At 71.5% G+C, this 16,051-nt stretch carries 14 protein-coding genes; 10 read left to right on the top strand and 4 right to left on the bottom strand.

Annotation, left to right across the window (positions count from 1 at the left end):
* The first annotated feature begins 40 nt into the window (after window positions 1–40).
* The gene (locus KIS93_RS25320; RefSeq protein WP_080045322.1) at window positions 41–1,732 is read left to right on the top strand and encodes a right-handed parallel beta-helix repeat-containing protein; all 1,692 of its coding nucleotides are present in this window, start codon (window positions 41–43) and stop codon (window positions 1,730–1,732) included.
* On the opposite strand, the gene hisN is transcribed toward KIS93_RS25320, so the two are convergent.
* The gene (gene hisN, locus KIS93_RS25315; protein WP_080045323.1) at window positions 1,729–2,526 is read right to left on the bottom strand and encodes a histidinol-phosphatase; all 798 of its coding nucleotides are present in this window, start codon (window positions 2,524–2,526) and stop codon (window positions 1,729–1,731) included. The two genes, KIS93_RS25320 and hisN, sit on opposite strands and share 4 nt — an antisense overlap.
* Window positions 2,527–2,624: 98 nt before the next feature.
* On the opposite strand from hisN, the gene KIS93_RS25310 reads away from it, so the two are divergent.
* On the top strand, window positions 2,625–3,080 hold the full coding sequence (locus KIS93_RS25310; protein ID WP_230465809.1) for a DUF4442 domain-containing protein: 456 nt from the start codon (window positions 2,625–2,627) through the stop codon (window positions 3,078–3,080).
* A 64-nt stretch (window positions 3,081–3,144) separates the two neighbouring features.
* Entirely contained in the window at window positions 3,145–3,999 is an 855-nt protein-coding gene (locus tag KIS93_RS25305) for a hypothetical protein (protein ID WP_080045324.1), read from the top strand.
* A 529-nt stretch (window positions 4,000–4,528) separates the two neighbouring features.
* On the opposite strand, the gene rsgA is transcribed toward KIS93_RS25305, so the two are convergent.
* Window positions 4,529–5,605 (bottom strand): ribosome small subunit-dependent GTPase A, encoded by a 1,077-nt coding sequence (gene rsgA, locus KIS93_RS25300; protein WP_080047518.1) that lies wholly within the window; start codon window positions 5,603–5,605, stop codon window positions 4,529–4,531.
* A gap of 939 nt (window positions 5,606–6,544) precedes the next feature.
* On the bottom strand, window positions 6,545–8,074 hold the full coding sequence (locus KIS93_RS25295) for a 3-phosphoshikimate 1-carboxyvinyltransferase (protein WP_080045325.1): 1,530 nt from the start codon (window positions 8,072–8,074) through the stop codon (window positions 6,545–6,547).
* 853 nt (window positions 8,075–8,927) lie between these two features.
* On the opposite strand from KIS93_RS25295, the gene KIS93_RS25290 reads away from it, so the two are divergent.
* Both KIS93_RS25290 and KIS93_RS25285 read left to right on the top strand, forming a co-directional pair.
* Window positions 8,928–9,674, top strand: coding sequence for an SOS response-associated peptidase (locus KIS93_RS25290; protein ID WP_080045327.1), 747 nt, complete (start codon window positions 8,928–8,930; stop codon window positions 9,672–9,674).
* A gap of 156 nt (window positions 9,675–9,830) precedes the next feature.
* Complete coding sequence (locus KIS93_RS25285) at window positions 9,831–10,163, top strand: TraR/DksA family transcriptional regulator (RefSeq protein WP_080045328.1); 333 nt, start codon at window positions 9,831–9,833, stop codon at window positions 10,161–10,163.
* A 176-nt stretch (window positions 10,164–10,339) separates the two neighbouring features.
* On the opposite strand, the gene KIS93_RS25280 is transcribed toward KIS93_RS25285, so the two are convergent.
* Window positions 10,340–11,083: a class I SAM-dependent methyltransferase gene (locus tag KIS93_RS25280; RefSeq protein WP_080045329.1), complete on the bottom strand. Its 744-nt coding sequence runs from the start codon at window positions 11,081–11,083 to the stop codon at window positions 10,340–10,342.
* A gap of 233 nt (window positions 11,084–11,316) precedes the next feature.
* Here KIS93_RS25280 and KIS93_RS25275 point away from each other — a divergent pair, with 233 nt between their 5' ends.
* The 5 genes from KIS93_RS25275 (at window position 11,317) to KIS93_RS25255 (ending at window position 16,041) form a co-directional block, all read left to right on the top strand.
* On the top strand, window positions 11,317–11,922 hold the full coding sequence (locus KIS93_RS25275; RefSeq protein ID WP_043624264.1) for a sigma-70 family RNA polymerase sigma factor: 606 nt from the start codon (window positions 11,317–11,319) through the stop codon (window positions 11,920–11,922).
* Window positions 11,919–12,185 carry a mycothiol system anti-sigma-R factor gene (gene rsrA, locus KIS93_RS25270; RefSeq protein ID WP_080045330.1) on the top strand — a complete coding sequence of 89 codons (267 nt, stop codon included), beginning with the start codon at window positions 11,919–11,921 and terminating at the stop codon, window positions 12,183–12,185. The genes KIS93_RS25275 and rsrA overlap by 4 nt, the downstream gene beginning before the upstream one ends.
* A 42-nt stretch (window positions 12,186–12,227) precedes the next feature.
* Complete coding sequence (locus KIS93_RS25265) at window positions 12,228–13,169, top strand: NAD-dependent epimerase/dehydratase family protein (RefSeq protein ID WP_080045331.1); 942 nt, start codon at window positions 12,228–12,230, stop codon at window positions 13,167–13,169.
* A gap of 224 nt (window positions 13,170–13,393) precedes the next feature.
* Window positions 13,394–14,749: an HD-GYP domain-containing protein gene (locus tag KIS93_RS25260; RefSeq protein WP_080045332.1), complete on the top strand. Its 1,356-nt coding sequence runs from the start codon at window positions 13,394–13,396 to the stop codon at window positions 14,747–14,749.
* Window positions 14,746–16,041 carry an HD-GYP domain-containing protein gene (locus KIS93_RS25255; RefSeq protein ID WP_080045333.1) on the top strand — a complete coding sequence of 432 codons (1,296 nt, stop codon included), beginning with the start codon at window positions 14,746–14,748 and terminating at the stop codon, window positions 16,039–16,041. The genes KIS93_RS25260 and KIS93_RS25255 overlap by 4 nt, the downstream gene beginning before the upstream one ends.
* The last annotated feature ends 10 nt before the right edge of the window (window positions 16,042–16,051 follow it).

Below are 16,051 nucleotides of genomic sequence, written 5' to 3'. Positions count from 1 at the left end.
GTACTCGGTGTACGGCATATACAGACTGGAGGTGGCTGAGATGGAGTTCCACGTGTCCCCCCAAGGGGACGACTCCTGGAGCGGGTCCGCCGAGCGTCCGTTCCTGACCCTGGAGCGGGCCCGGTCGGCGGCGCGCGAGGTCCCCGGCGAGGTGGTCGTGCGGCTGCGGGGCGGCACCCACGTGCTGACCCGGCCGTTCGAGCTCGCCGAGCCCGACTCGGGGACGGTCTACGAGGCGTACGGCTACGGGAGCGCCGCGCAGGAGGAGGCGGTCGTGAGCGGCGGCCGGCCGATCAGCGGGTGGCAGGAGCGCGACGGGGTCTGGCGGGCCGAGGTCGGCGACCTGGAGGTCCGCCAGCTCTACGTGGACGGCCGCCGGGCCGCCCGCGCCGCCGTCGCCGGCCTGCCGGGAGCCGCCGAGGCGACCGCGACCGGGTACGTCACCGACAGCGCCGAGCCGCGCGGCTGGCGCAGCGCCGAGTTCGTCTATCGGGGCGTCTATCCCTGGTCGGAGGCGCGGCTGGGCATGGCGGAAGCCGGCGCCGACGGGGACCGGACGGTGATCACCATGGCTCAGCCGGGATTCGGGTGGGCGGTCGAGCTGTACAACTCGACGTGGGCGGGCAACACCTCGCGGGGCCCCGGGCTGCCGACGTCGATCGAGAACGAGCCCGGCTTCCTGCGCGAGCCGGGCACCTTCGTGCTCGACCGGTCGCGGCCGGGCGAGCACGTGCTGCTCTACCTGCCGCTGCCGGGTGAGGATCCCGCGCGGACGACGGTGGTCGCGCCGGTGCTGGAGACGCTGGTGCGGGTGGCGGGGGCGCGGGAGGTGGCGTTCAGGGGGCTGGTGTTCGCCGAGGCCACCTGGCTGCGGCCGGGCCGGCCCGAGGGGTTCGTGCACTACCACGGGAGCGGCTACTACGAGGGCGGCGGTGTCGAGACGGCCGTGCTCGGAGAAGGTGCTTCCGTGACGTATCCTTCAAGTTCCGTCACGATTCCCGCCTGCGTCACGTTCGACGACACGACGGGCGTCGTGATCGAGGGCTGCCGCTTCACCCGGCTCGGAGCCTCCGGGCTGGGCGTCTCCGGAGGCGACCGGCTCACCGTACGCGGCTGCGACTTCGAGACGATCTCCGCCGGAGGCGTCGTGGTGACCGGCAGCCGGGCCACCACCCTGGAGGACAACCGGGTGCGGCGGATCGGGCTGGAGTTCAGCGGGTCGCCCGGGATCGCCGTGACCGGCACGAAGGGCTGCGTCGTCGCGAACAACGAGATCACGCAGGTGCCGCACTGCGGCATCGTCGCCGGGCCCGGCGAGGGCACCAGGATCCTGCGCAACCTCACCGTGGACACCATGCAGGTGCTGGCCGACGGCGGCGGCGTGTACCTGTCCGGGGCCCAGGGCGAGGGGGCCGAGGTGCGGGGCAACATGATCACGGACACGCGCACGCCGTACAACTTCGGGCTCTACCTCGACTACGGCGCCAGCGGGGTCGTCGTCGAGGAGAACGTCGTCGCGCGCGCCGACAACACGGCCGTCCTGCACGTGGGGCCGCCGCTGGAGAACGTCGTCTTCCGGGGCAACTTCTGGGACGCCGACCCCCTCGGGCACGACGACGTGCCGGGCGGGGTCACGTACGAGGGGAATGTGACCATCAAGGATGAACGGGAGCTGAACGCCGCGACCGCGGACATCCGGGCACGGGCGGGGCTGCTCACCCCGCGTGGCTAGCTCCTGATCGTGGTGCCGTTGAGGCGGTTGATCACCTCGTCGTGCAGGACGCCGTTCGTGCACACCAGGCTGCCGCCCTCAAGGCCGCGCACCCCGGCGGTGTCGGTCCAGACGCCGCCGGCCTCCTCGACGATCACCGTGAGCGCAGCCATGTCCCAAGGCGACAGCTCCGGCTCGGCCGACAGGTCCACCGAGCCCTCGGCGACCATCATGTGCGACCAGAAGTCGCCGTAGGCGCGGGTGCGCCAGCAGGCGCGGCTGAGGTCGAGGAAGTTGTCGAGCTTGCCCCTCTTCTCCCAGCCGCCGAAGCTCGAGTACGAGAACGAGGCGTCCTCCAGCGTCGAGACCGACGACACGTGCATGCGCGACGCCTTGGTCAGGCTCTTGCCCGTCCACGCGCCGCCCTCGGCCGCCGCCCACCAGCGCCGGCCCAGGGCGGGGGCCGAGACCAGGCCGACGACGACCTTGCCGTACTCCATGAGCGCGATCAGCGTGGCCCAGACCGGCACGCCGCGCACGTAGTTCTTCGTGCCGTCGATGGGGTCGATGATCCACGACCGGGCGCCCCACCCGGTCTTGCCGAACTCCTCGCCCACCACCGCGTCGCGCGGCCTGGCACGGCGCAGCGTGCCCCGGATGGCCTCCTCCACCGCGCGGTCGGCGTCGCTGACCGGCGTCAGATCGGGCTTGGTCTCGACCTTGAGGTCGACCGCCTTGAACCGCCGCATGGTCAGGTCATCGGCGGCGTCCGCCATGACATGCGCGAGGCGAAGATCATCGTTGTAACCCTGCACGATCGCCCACGCTACCGTGTCGGGTATCAGAACATCAGTCGCCAACGCCCCATTTCTGGTAACTCGTGTTCCAGTTACTGACCAGTAGCATGTGCGGTATGTCGGTAGATGTCGGTGGGTTGCTGCTGGATACAGTTCCGTTTGCCCGGACTCTGGGGATCGTCTTCGACACGGTTGCCGACGGGCACGCGGTCTGCCACGTACCCGATCGCCCGGACCTGCACAACCACGTGGCCGGGCCGCACGCCGGGGTGCTCTTCACCCTCGCCGAGTCCGCGTCCGGGGCCGCCGTGCTGTCCGCGCTGGGCGACCAGCTCAGCCGGGCCGTCCCCCTGCCCACCACGGCCACCATCGCGTACCGGAAGGTGGCGCTGGGGGAAGTGCGGGCCGAGGCGCGGCTGCTCGCGTCGCGGGAGGAGGTGGTGGCCAGGCTGGACGCGGGGGAGCGGCCGGAGTTCGACGTGGCGGTGGAGCTCACCAACGCCGACGGCACCGTCGTCTCGACCCTGACCGTCACCTGGACCCTCCGCCCGAACCGCCCCACCTCACCCTGACCCGGGACCGGCCCGCCTGCTCCAGCTGTTGACAGGTGGTTGTGATCATGGTCCATGATCGGGCATGAACGCCTTGATGCGGGCGGCGCTGGCGGGCGCCGTGATCGGGCTCGGCCAAGCGACGCTCGCCGTCCTAGCGAGAGAACACGTCAACCTGCTCGTGTTCCTGGCGATGCTGGCCGGCGCCTTCCCGGCGGGCGGCCTGCTGTGCTGGTGGGGCAGACTGCCGCTGCCGTGGCTGATCTCCGCCGTGGGGTCGTCGGGCGTCATGGTCTACATCCCCGCGATCGCGATTCCTTTCCAGGACATCGTGGACCTGGGGGAGTGGGGCGGCCGCCTGGTGTTCATGGGCCTCGGCGTGGGCGCCTTCACGTTCGCCGCCGCGCTGGTGGTGCCGATGAGCAGGAACGTGCGCCTGCCCGTCCTCGGCGCGCTCCTCGTCCTCGGCCTCCTCGCCCCGCTGGGACGGGACTCCCTCACGGCGCTGGCCGGCATGCAGGTGCTGGCCCGCGACGGCGTGCCCGCCGTCGGCCTCGACGCGCCCGGCTACCGCCTCACGACGTTCTCCGCCGTGGAGGCGACGCTCACCCTGCGGTACGAGCGGCAGCGCGACGGCGCCGAACTGGTCGTCTCCGCAGAGCCCAGGAAGTGGACGGAGCCTCAGGAGACCTGCTACAACGGCGGGTTCCATCGTTCGGGACCGGCACCGTCCGGGGCCGGGCGGGTGCGGTGCGAGAAGGAGCCGGACGGGGTGTGGGTCCGTAGCGATGACAAGCGGTACGCCGTGATCGCGCCACACGGTGCCGTGACCGTGGAGGTGTTCGGCGACACCGCCTCGGTGGCTGAGCTGCGGGCCGCGTTCGCGACGTTGCGGCCGCTGCGGTGGTACGAGGTCGTCTGGCTCGGGGGCGCCGACTGACTGCCTGACGAGGACGTGCTCGGTCCGTGAGGGGGCGATGGGAGCGTGCCTGCCCTGTGAGGGTGGTGCAAGTCTTCGCCCCGGTACCGGCATGCGGTCCGCCCCGCCCTGCGGGTGTCATGGACGGTCGTGGCGCGGGCGGGCAGTTCGCCTTGGTGCGTGAGGATGCCGCACGCCGTCGCGCCACAGGCATGCGGTCCGGCCTTGGCCCGTGAGGGTGTCGTTGGCGCAGGCGTGCAGTCCGGCCTGGGTCCGTGAGGGTGTCGTTGGCGCAGGCTGCAGGTCGCCATGGTCGTGAGGGTTCGGTACACCGTCGCGGCGCGGGCGCGCGGTCCGGCCTTGGCCTGTGAGGGTTTCGTACACCGTCACGGTGCAGGCGCGATCCGCCCTCGGCTCGTGACGGTGCCGTACACGCAACATGTAGTCCCCTTTGACCTGCGCCTGCGTCTGCGCCGGAGCCGCACGCCGTCACGGCGCAGGCGTGCGGCCCGCTGCTGGGGAGGGTCGGCCTCCGACGTGGGCGCCTCCGTCAGGGGGTGTCGTCCGGGGTGGGGTCGCGGCGGGGGGCGGACGGGTCGTCGGTGGTGCCCTCGCGGCTGGACAGGAGGCGGCGGAGAGACTCCAGGCGCGTGGGGTCGGCGTTGCCGGCCGCGACCCACGCGTCCAGCGCGCAACCCTCGTCCAGGTGCGTGCACCCCTTCGGGCAGTTGACCGTGCCCTCCACCAGGTCGGGGAACGCGGCCAGCACCGTCTCCACCGACACGTGGGCCAGCCCGAAGCTGCGTACGCCCGGCGTGTCGATGATCCAGCCGCCGTCGGGCAGCTCCAGCGCCACGGCCGAGGTGGAGGTGTGGCGGCCACGGCCGGTGACGGCGTTGACGTGGGAGACGGCGCGGTTGGCGTCGGGGACCAGCGCGTTGACCAGCGTGGACTTGCCGACGCCCGAATGGCCCACCAGGACGCTGATGCGGCCCGCCAGGTGGTCGCGCAGCTCGTCGAGGGAGCCGCCCTTGTGCACCACGACGTGCGGCACGCCCAGCGGCTCGTAGAGTGCCACCAGCTCGTCGGGCGGCGCCAGGTCGGACTTGGTGAGGCACAGCAGGGTGTCGATCTCGGCGTCGAACGCCGCCACCAGGATCCGGTCGATCATGCGGGGACGCGGCGGCGGATCGGCCAGCGCGGTGACGATCACGAGCTGGTCGGCGTTGGCCACCACCGGGCGTTCGATGCCGTCGGTGTCGTCCGTGTCGTCGGCCGAGCGGCGCAACATCGACGTGCGCGGCTCCACGCGTACGACCCTGGCCAGCGTGTCGGGGCGGCCGGAGACGTCACCCACCAGCGCCACCCTGTCACCGACCACGATGCCCTTGCGGCCCAGCTCGCGCGCCTTCATGGCCACCACCAGGCGGCGCTGCGGCGGCTTGCGCTTCTGCGCCGACCCCTTCGGGCGCTCCGGCTCCACCAGCGTCGTGTAGCGGCCCCGGTCGACGGCCACCACGAACCCTTCCACGGCATCCTCGTGCGCAGGACGGATCCGGGTCCGGGGGCGGGAGCCCTTGCCCGGCCTGACCCGTACGTCGTCCTCGTCGTACTCCCGCTTTCTCAGCGGTCCACTCCCATACGCTCGCTTCCCCTCTGTGCTTGTGACGGTGACTGCGGTGATTGTCGCAGTGCTGCTGGCTCTGATGGTGCTTGTGGTGCGGGTGTTGTGTAGTGCTGTTGACGGTGGCGCCTGGGCCGCGAGGTGCGGCCGCCGTCCGTGGTGCTGACCGTGCCGGCCACCGCGATAGCGGTGCACCCGCCGTGGTGGCCACGTCCTGCTGAGCGGCAGCCTGGGTGGTTGTGCTGCTCTGCTGAACGTCGGCCGGGGTGGCCGTGCCTTGCGATGCGGCAGCCTGGGTGGCTGTGCTCTGCTGAGCGTCGGCCTGGCTGGTCGTGCCCTGAGGTGCGCGAGCCTGAGCGGTTATGCATTGCGGTGGTACGCCAACCTGGGTGGCTGTGCCCTGCCGGGCGTCGGCCTGGCTGGTCGTGCCCTGAGGTGCGCGAGCCTGAGTGGCTGTGCCTTGCGGTGGTACGCCGACCTGGGTGGTCGCGTTCTGCTGAGCGTCGGCCTGGGCGATCGCGTTCTGCTGGGCGTCGGCCTGGGTGACCGTGTTTTGTTAGGCGTCGGTCTGGGTGGCCGTGCCCTGCGGTGTGTCGGACGGGGTGGCCGTGGCTCGCAGTGCGCCGGGCGGCGGGGCCGGGCTCTGCGGTGCGGTGGCCGGTGTGGACGTGGCCTGGCCGGCGTCGGTGCGCGTGGGGTCGGCTCGTGGAGGGCCGGCACGTGCGGGCGGCGCTGACCGGGTGCGGGTATGCGGATGTGGAGCCGGTGCCTGTGCTGTGGGTGCCACCCCGGCCTGGAGGGGTGGCGGTGTCGTGCTCGTACATGTCGTGATCGCCATACGGGCAGCGCGCTGTCACGTGCTGCCCTTCTCCGACGTGCCCGGCTCGACCCGGGCGAAACCAGCGGCCGGGCGACGGTGCCGGGCGGCCCTGATGGCGGAGATCATCGGGCTTCCAGCATCGCCGTCCACATCTGGACAAACTCCGGCAGGGTCTTCGCGGTCGTCGCGATGTTCTCCACCTCCACGCCCGGCACCGCCAGGCCGATCACCGCGCCGGCCGTGGCCATGCGGTGGTCGTCGTAGCTGTGGAAGGTGCCCCCATGGAGGCGGCGGGGGCGGATGATCAGGCCGTCGTCCGTCTCCTCGGCGTCGCCCCCGAGGCGGTTGATCTCGGTGGCGAGGGCGGCGAGGCGGTCGGTCTCATGACCGCGCAGGTGGGACACGCCCCTGATGCGACTCGGGGTCGAGGCCAGCGCCGCCAGCGCGGCGATGGTCGGGGTCAGCTCGCCCACGTCACGCAGGTCGGCGTCGATACCGGTGATGTGACCCGTGCCCGTGACCACAAGGTCGGTCGTGCCGGGTCCTGTGCTGGTCGTGCCAGAGCCAGTGGTGGTCGTGCCAGAGCCAGTGGTGGTCGTGCCAGAGCCAGTGGTGGTCGTGCCGGATACCGTGGCCGTTGCGCCGGAGCCCATGGCGGCCGTGCCGAGGTCCGCGGCGGTCGCGCCGGATCCCGTGGCGGTCGCGCCGGATCCCGTGGCGGTTGGGTCGGAACCCGCGGTCGTCGCGTCGACGCCTGCGGCGGTCGTGGCGGGGCTCGTGGAGTGGGCAGGGGTGCGGGTGACCGTGGCGCCCATGGTGGTGAGGAGGTCGCGCAGGGCGTCGCCTGCCTGGGTGGTGTGCAGCGGCCAGGCGGGGATCGTGACCGTGCCGCCCGTCACCAGGGCCGCCGCCAGGAACGGGGCCGCGTTGGACAGGTCGGGCTCGACCGTCATGTCTCTGGCCGCGATCGGGCCCGGCTCCACCCGCCACACGTCGCGCTCGCCGGCGTCGACCCGGACGCCGACCGCCCTGAGCATCTCGATGGTCATCTCGATGTGCGGCAGTGAGGGCACCGGCGGGCCCACGTGGCGGATCGTGATGCCCTTCTCGAAGCGTGCCGCCGCCAGCAGCAGACCCGAGACGAACTGTGAGGAGCCCGACGCGTCGAGCGTGACCTCGCCGCCCGCCAGCGGCCCGCTGATCGTGAACGGCAGCGCGTCGTTGTCGATCCTCGCACCGAGGGCGCGCAGGGCGTCGAGGATGGGGCCCATCGGGCGCTTGCGCGCGTGCGGGTCGCCGTCGAAGGAGACTGGGCCGTCGGCCAGCGCCGCCACCGGAGGCACGAACCGCATGACCGTGCCCGCCAGGCCCACGTCGATGTGCGCGCCACCACGGATCGGGCCTGGCGTCACCTGCCAGTCGACGCCCGCGGACGTCTCCCTCATGGGGGTCAGCGTGGTGCCCAGGGCCCGCAGCGCCGCCACCATCAGGTCGGCGTCGCGGCTGCGCAGCGCCTGCCGCACGACCCCCGGGCCGTCGGCGAGCGCGGCGAGCAGGAGCGCACGGTTGGTCACCGACTTGGAGCCGGGCAGCGGGACGATGGCGGTGACCGGAGTGGTCGCCGTCGGCGCGGGCCAGTGCGGAGCGGGCATGGTCAAAGAGTACTGGCCGTGGAGGGGCGGGGTCACAGCCTGTGGACGCCGGTCACCACCCTGTCGCCTGCCTGTGGACAACGGTCGCCGGATTGCCGCCCCCTGTGGACGACCGCGCCGAAGGGCCGGTGGCGGTCACGACACAGGAGGGGCGACGGGCACGACACGGGACGCGCGACGGGCACGACATGGGACGCGCAACGGGCACGACACGGGACGCGCGACGGGTGCAGGGCGCGTGATGGGCGCGGCAATAGGCGCGCGGTGGAGGGCGCGGCATGCGGCGCAGGGTGCGGGGGGCCGCGGCAAAGGGCGTGGCGCAGGGTGCACGGTGCAGGTGTGGAGCGGGAGTGCTGGGCGCGCGGTGAGGGTGCGTGGGGAGCGCGGCATGGGGGCACGCGGCGGGGCGGCCGCGAAAGGGGCGTGGCGTAGGGCGCAGGCGGTGGTGGGCGGCTGATACAGGGCACGGGGCGCGGAGGCGGGCAGGTGACGAAAGGCGTGAGGCGCGGTGCAGGGCGCGCGCGTGGCGGGTGCGGTGTGGCACGGGCAGGTGGCGGGAGGGTGGTCAAAGGGGCGATGTGGTGCGCGGGGCACGGCGCCTTGGCGTGGCCGTGGGGCGTGGGTGCGGGCGCGGGGTGCAGGGCGGTTGTGGCGGGCATATGGGGAAGGGTGTCGGACGCGGCGCCCCAGGCCGCGTTGTGAAGGGCGTGCGGCGCGGGGCGGCCTCAGGCCGTGTCGTGAACGGCGTGCGGCGCGGGGCCGGCCCCGGGCCGGATGGCGAAGGGCGCGGAGGAGGGGCGGCCGGTGCGTGGGGAGGCATGCGGTCCAAGGCGGGACGTGGCAGTGTGGGGTCATGTGCGGTAGATACGCCTCGGCGCGCAAGAAGCACGAGTTGCTCGAGGAATTCGAGGTCGAGCAGGATGCCGAGCCCGACAAGGAGCTCGGCGCCGACTACAACGTCGCGCCCACGAAGAACGTCTACGCCGTGCTGAGCCGGGTGCCCAAGGAGGCCGAGCGGGCGGTGCGGCAGCTCAGGGTCGTCAAGTGGGGGCTGGTGCCGGCGTGGGCGAAGGACCCGTCGATCGGCTCGCGGATGATCAATGCGAGGGCTGAGACGCTGGCCGAGAAGCCGTCGTTCCGGCAGGCGTTCGCCAAGCGCAGGTGCCTGCTGCCGGCCGACGGCTACTTCGAGTGGATGCCGGTCGAGGGGGAAAAGAAGAAGAAGCAGCCGTACTTCATCCACCCGTCGGACGGCGGGGTGCTGGCGATGGCGGGCCTGTACGAGTTCTGGAAGGACCCGTCGCGTGAGGACGACGACCCGCTGAAGTGGCTGGTGACGTGCACGGTCATCACCACCAACGCGGAGGATCACCTGGGCCGCATCCACGACAGGATGCCCATGATGATCGAGCGGGAGCGCTGGGCGGAGTGGCTCGACCCCAAGCTGACCGACACCGAGCAGGCGGGGCGGCTGCTGGTGCCGGCGGAGTCGGGGCGGCTGACGGCGTACGCGGTGTCGACGGATGTCAACAACGTTCGGAACAATGGCCCGGACCTCATCAAACCTCTCCCTGAGGAGGAGGAAACCGCGCTTTTCTAAAGGTGTAAGAAGCGCGGTTAGCGGGCATCCGGTGAGGAAAGCGATGCATCCGTTTACTCGATGTCACCGCCAGAAAATGCCCCCTAATTGCACCGGGCGGGACATCCGGGGAGTCCTCGTCGCGGGTTGCCCTCATTCACCCGGAGGTGCGGATTCGTGGACGTCACGACCGCTCGTGAGCGGCTGGAAGACATGCTCGCGGAACTGGATCGTTCGATCGGGGTCCTCCAGGGCGACCCCGTCGCCGTACGTGAGCACTCCGCGGCGGACGCCGGCTCCGACCTGACCGACGCCGACCGTGCTCAAGCCATGCTGACCGTGGCCACCGCGCAGCGGCAGGCGATCATGGAGGCGCTCAAGCGCATCGACGAAGGCGTGTACGGGAGGTGCGTCGACTGCGGCAGCCCGGTTCCGGAGGGCCGGCTGGAGGCCCGTCCGGAGGCCGCGCGCTGCGTGCAGTGCCAGGGCAAGCAGGAACGCCGCCGCTGAGCCGCCCATGACGTCCCGAAGCCGCCGGACACGAAGAACGGCGGCGCGAAGGACGCCGGGCGCGGTGACCGCGGCGGGTGAGCCGGCGCAAGAGGCGCCCCAGGCCCAGCAGGTGTACGGGACGCTCCTAGCCGCGACCAGCCCGGACCAGCCCGGCTAGCCGGAACCAGCCCGGACTAGCCGGGACGGCGGGCGCTGGCGACGAGGTGGATGCCCACCGTGTCGTCGTCGTTGGGCTGGGCTTCGAGCTCGGTCCGTACCAGGTAGTTGAGCGCCCGCGCGTCCGAGCTCAGCACGTGGTCGACGGTGGACGGCGACAGGACGGTGCGCGGCCGCATCCACTCGACCTCCAGCCCGGCCCCGACGAGCAGCTCGCGCAGCTGCCCGCTGCTGAAGCAGCGCGTGATGCTGCCGTCGGGCCAGGGCACGAGCATGACCTCGCCGGTCTGCCGCAGGTGCTGCCACTGCTCCTGCTCGGCCAGAATCGCCATGCCGAGCACCAGCGAGTCGACGCAGATCAGGGCGCGGCCGCCGGGCCGCAGCACTCTGGCGACGTCGCTCATGGCGGACTCGGCCATGAGCTCGATCGACATGGCGCGTTCCTCGGCGAGCACGGCGTCGACGCTGGCGTCGGGGAGGAAGGAGAGGTCGTCGGCGCGTACGTGGCGGACGCGGTCGGCGTCGCGCAGCCGGGACTGCCCGTCGGCGGTCCGGCGGAAGTCGAGCACCTCGACGACCCGATGCCCGAGCCTGGCGGCCTGGCCGGACCACTTGCCGCGCCCGCCGGACAGATCGAGGATCACGGAGGGTTCGGCGGGGAGCCATCGGTTGAGTTGTTCGGCGGCTACGGCACGGTAGAAGGTCCAGTACGGCCCGAGCGTCCCTGAGCCGTTCAGTTCCTCGGCCGGAATGGGCAGCACACGCGACTCCTGGGTTCCGGAAAAAGGGCTACCAGCCGGTACGTATGACGTTCCCCGCACCGGGTCCTTCGTACCTTCTATCTTGCGGGAACAGACAAGGGCGCGGGCGTGTTGCGACGAGCATGCTCACATTGGTAGAACCCCGGCCCGCTGACCGAGCGGTCGCGGGCCAGCGGGTATCCTCCCCTGAGTACGGTGTACCGCCACAGCCGGCCACCGGTGATCTTAGGGGGGTGGGTCCGGTGCCCGCGACAGGCGCGGAGACGCTGGAGCAGCGAAGCGAGCGATTCGAGCGCGACGTCATGCCGTATCTCGAGCAGCTCTACTCCGCCGCGCTCCGGATGACCCGAAATCCCGCGGACGCGGAGGACCTGCTGCAGGAGACCTTCGCCAAGGCGTTCGCGTCGTTCCACCAGTTCCAGCAGGGCACGAATCTCAAGGCGTGGCTCTACCGGATCCTGACCAACACCTTCATCAACAGCTATCGCAAGAAGCAGCGCGAGCCGAAGCAGTCGGGCACCGAGGAGATCGAGGACTGGCAGCTGGCGCGCGCCGAGTCCCACACCTCGAGCGGGCTGAAGTCGGCCGAGGTGGAGGCGCTGGAGCATCTGCCCGACGGCGACATCAAGCAGGCGCTCGCGGCCCTGCCGGAGGAGTTCAGGATCGCCGTCTACCTGGCGGACGTCGAAGGCTTCCCTTATAAGGAGATCGCCGACATCATGGGCACTCCGATCGGCACCGTGATGTCGAGGCTGCACAGAGGACGCAGGCAGCTGCGGGGCCTCCTTGAGGACTATGCTCGCGAGCGTGGCCTGGTCCCGGCGGAGGGATCGAAATGAGCTGTGGAAACCCGCATGACACCGACTGTCGCGAGGTCCTCGACAAGGTGTACTCCTACCTCGACGGTGAGCTGACCGAGGGGGACGTCGCGGAGATCCGCGTGCACCTCGACGAGTGCAGCCCGTGCCTGAAGGAGTACGACCTCGACAAGGCGGTCAAGGCTCTGGTGCACAAGCACTGCGGGTGCGACCCGGTCCCCGCCGACCTGCGCAGCAAGGTGCTGGCCCGCATCGCGCAGGTACGTTCGGAGCTGGCCGACTGACGAGCGGCCGACCGGGACCAGGGGCGGACTAGGATCTCCTTCATGCGCGTTCTGGTCACCGGGGGTGCCGGGTTCATCGGTTCGAATCTCGTCGATCGCCTCCTGGCCGACGGGCACGAGGTGCACGTCGTCGACGACCTGTCGTCCGGCTCGCGCGACAACCTGGTGGAGGCGGCGCGCAGCGACCGGTTCCGGCTGCACGAGATGGACATCAGGGATCCGGCGCTGGTCGGGCTGATGGCCGAGCTGCAGCCGGAGGTGGTCTGCCATCTGGCGGCGCAGATCAGCGTGCGCAAGAGCGTCATCGACCCGGCCCACGACGCCCGGCTCAACGTCGAGGGCACGGCGGCCGTGCTGAACGCCGCCCACGAGGGGCGCACCCGCAAGGTGGTGTTCGCCTCGTCGGTGGCCGTCTACGGCCGTCCGGCGACGATCCCGGTGCCGGGCGACGCGGCCACGGACCCGCGCTCTCCTTACGCCGCCTCCAAGCTGAGCGGCGAGATCTACCTGGCCACGTTCCGCGCCCTGTACGGCATCGAGTACACCACTCTGGTGCTGTCGAACGTCTACGGCCCGCGCCAGTCGCCCGACGGCGAGGCCGGCGTCGTGGCGATCTTCACCGACGCGCTGCTCAACGGCACGCCGACGGTCCTGTACGGCGACGGCACCCAGACCCGCGACTACGTCTACGTCGGCGACGTGGTCGACGGCTTCGTCAGGGCGTGCGGCGGCGAGGGCAACGGCCGCCGCTTCAACCTCGGCACCGGCATCCAGACGACCGACCGGCGGCTGCACTCGCTGATCGCCGACGCGGCCGGCGCCCAGGACAAGCCCGGTTTCGCGCCGCCGCGCGTGGGCGACCTGCCGGCGATGGCGGTCGATCCGGTGCCGGCGCACGAGGGGCTGGGCTGGCAGCCGCGTACGGACCTGTCGACCGGCGTGAAGAAGACCGTCGAGTGGGCCGCGAGCCGTCGCGCGAAGTAGTGGCTTGATTACGCTTTGCTTGCGATTTCCGACTCAGCCCATACGGCCACGTCCGGTTCTGTAGCGTGAACCCCACAAGTCGACGTGGAGGCATGTGGATGTCCAAGGTTACGGTCGCCCGGCTGCTCACGGCCGTCGTGCTGATCACCCCGGTGGTCATGCTGATCGCCGGAGCGGTTCTTCCTCCTGGGGTGTCCTGGACCTGATCGCCGTGGGGGGCCGCAATGCGTGATCTGCCGTGGCCCGCAAGGGTCTATCTGGTCGCCGTGATCGCCGCGGCGGCCGCTCTCGTCGTACGCGGCGTGATGGTCTCGGGCCCGCCCGTGGCCACGCAGGACCTCGACATCCTCCTGGTGCTGGCCCTGCTGTTCCTGGTGTGCGAGTCGATGCCGACGCTCCTGAACGTGGAGCAGTTCGCGGTGTCGGTGAGCTTCTCGGCCTCGCTGGCCGCCGTGGTGCTGCTGGGGCCCGGGGGCGCCGCGCTGGTGGGGCTGACGGCGGTGCTCAGCGTGCGGCCGGGCCTGCCGCTGATCAAACGCCTGTTCAACGGCGCGCAGTTCGCCATCTGCGGCTTCGTCGCGGGGCGCGTCTACGAGGCGCTGGACGGCCGCGTGGGCGTGCCCGAGGTCAACGCCTTCGACGACCTCATCGGCCCGTACGCCGCCGCCACGGCCGTGTTCGTGCCGCTCAACATCGCGCTCACGCTCACCATGGTCGGGCTGGCCACGCGGGTGCGGGCCACCGAGGTGCCGATGCGCGGCATGGCGCAGTTCCTGCTGTCGTACCTGGGCTATGGGACGTTCGGGCTGCTGGTGGCGGGCCTGTGGGCCACGGTGGCGTCGATCTCGGCGGTGCTGGTGCTGCTGCCGCTGTTCGTGGCGCGGTGGGCGTTCGGTCAGTACCACGCGCAGCAGCGCTCGTACGACGCCACGATCGCCGCGCTCTGCCAGGCCGTCGAGACGAAGGACTACTACACCAGGGGCCACTGCACGCGCGTCTCCCACGCCTCGTCCATGATCGCGCAGGAGATCGGCATGGGCGTGGAGCGGGTGCGGGCCATCCGGTACGCCGGCATGCTGCACGACGTGGGCAAGCTCGGCGTGCCGACGAAGGTGCTGCAGAAGGACGGGCCGCTCACCGAGGAGGAGTTCGCGGCGATCCAGCTGCATCCGATGCGCGGGCTGGAGATCGTCCGGGGCATCGGCTTCCTCGACGAGGCGTACGCCGGCATCATGCACCACCACGAGAAGCACGACGGCACCGGCTATCCGATGGGGCTGGCGGGCGACGAGATCCCCGAGTTCGCGAAGGTGATCGCGGTGGCCGACGCGTTCGACTCGATGACCTCCGACCGCTCCTACCGGGGCGCGCGTCCGGTGCCCGAGGCCGTCGAGGAGCTGCGCAAGAGCGCGGGCACGCACTTCGACCCGGTCATGGTGGCGGCCTTCATCCGGGCGCTGGAGCGTGAGCCGTGGCAGCCGCCGCGCCGCGCGGACCAGCCGCCGCCCGACGCCGCCGAGGCGACGATCAAGGACCACGACGACCCGACGATGCCCATCCAGGTCGTGACCGGATCATGATCACCACTGAGCGCGTCAGGCGCACGACCGGGCGCTCGCTGAGCACGGTCCTGCGCCGCCTCGACTCCGGCCAGCTCCTGCTCATCTGCGCGGCCGGCCTGGTCGCGCTGGTGGGCGTGGCGCACACGGCGGCGGTGGGGCTCACACAGCCGGAGATCGCGGTCGGGTTCGGGGCGCTGATCGCGGTGGGGGAGCTGGCCAGGCTCACCATGCCGGGCAACAGGGAGGTCGCGCCGATCGGGGCCGCCGCGGCGCTCGGTTACACGCTGCTGCTCGACCTCAGCCAGACCCCGTTGGAGCATCCCGCGTTGCAGGTCGTGGCCGTGATCGCCGTCGGCATGACGGCGGGAGCGCTCCCGCACCTCGCGGTGGGCCGGCCGCCGCGCCTCGACGCGATGGCCAGGCGGCTGCTCACCGGCGCGTTGCTGGCCTTCGCGTTCCGGCCGCTGGCGGCCCCGCTGTACGAGATGACCAAGCCGCCGACCCGCACGTGGTGGCCGGCGCTCGTGGTCATGGTCACGCTCATCGCGATCACCCTGCTCATCGACGTGCTGATCGCCGCGCTGCTGCGGGCCGAGCAGGTGCGCACGGCGTTCAGGGTGGCCGTGCGCGACGAGATCAACATGGCCTTCCCGCTGGGCGCCGCCGTGGCCTCCTCCGGCGTGCTGCTCGCGCTGGCCACGCACAGCATGGACCTCGTGGCGCTGCTGGTGTTCGCGGCGCCGCTGCTGGTCACGCAGGTGGCCTTCCGCAAGTACGCCGGCATCAGGGCCACCTACCTGCAGACCGTGCGCGCGCTGTCGCGGGTCACCGAGGTGGGCGGCTACGTCGAGCCGGGGCACTCGCGCCGGGTCAGCCGCCTGGCGGTCGCCATCGGCAGGGAGCTGGGCATGGCCGAGCCCGAGCTGCTGGAGCTGGAGTACGCCGCGCTGATGCACGACATCGGCCAGCTCTCGCTGCGCGACCCGATCCCCGGCGGGGCGACCGTGCTGACCGAGCCCGAGCAGGCCCGCCGCATCGCGGAGCTGGGCGCGGAGGTGATCAGGCAGACGGGCGTGCTCGACCGGGTGGCCGAGGTGGTCAGCCGGCAGTGCGACCCGATCACCGACGACCCGCCGCTGTCGAGCCGCATCATCAAGGTGGCCAACGCCTACGACGACCTCGTGGGGCCCTCCACCGACCGTGACCGGGGCGGGGCGGCGCTGGAGCGGATCCGGCTGTCGTCAGGGAGCGCGTACGATCCGCACGCGGTCGAGGCGCTGGCCCGGGTGATCGACCGCGGCCGGGTGTGATCACCGGCCG

It is taken from the genome of [Actinomadura] parvosata subsp. kistnae (genome assembly GCF_900323885.1).
In the GTDB taxonomy this organism is placed as follows: domain Bacteria; phylum Actinomycetota; class Actinomycetes; order Streptosporangiales; family Streptosporangiaceae; genus Nonomuraea; species Nonomuraea composti.
The sequence above is the reverse complement of the archived record's forward strand: the minus strand, read 5'-3'. Positions and strand labels throughout refer to the sequence as shown.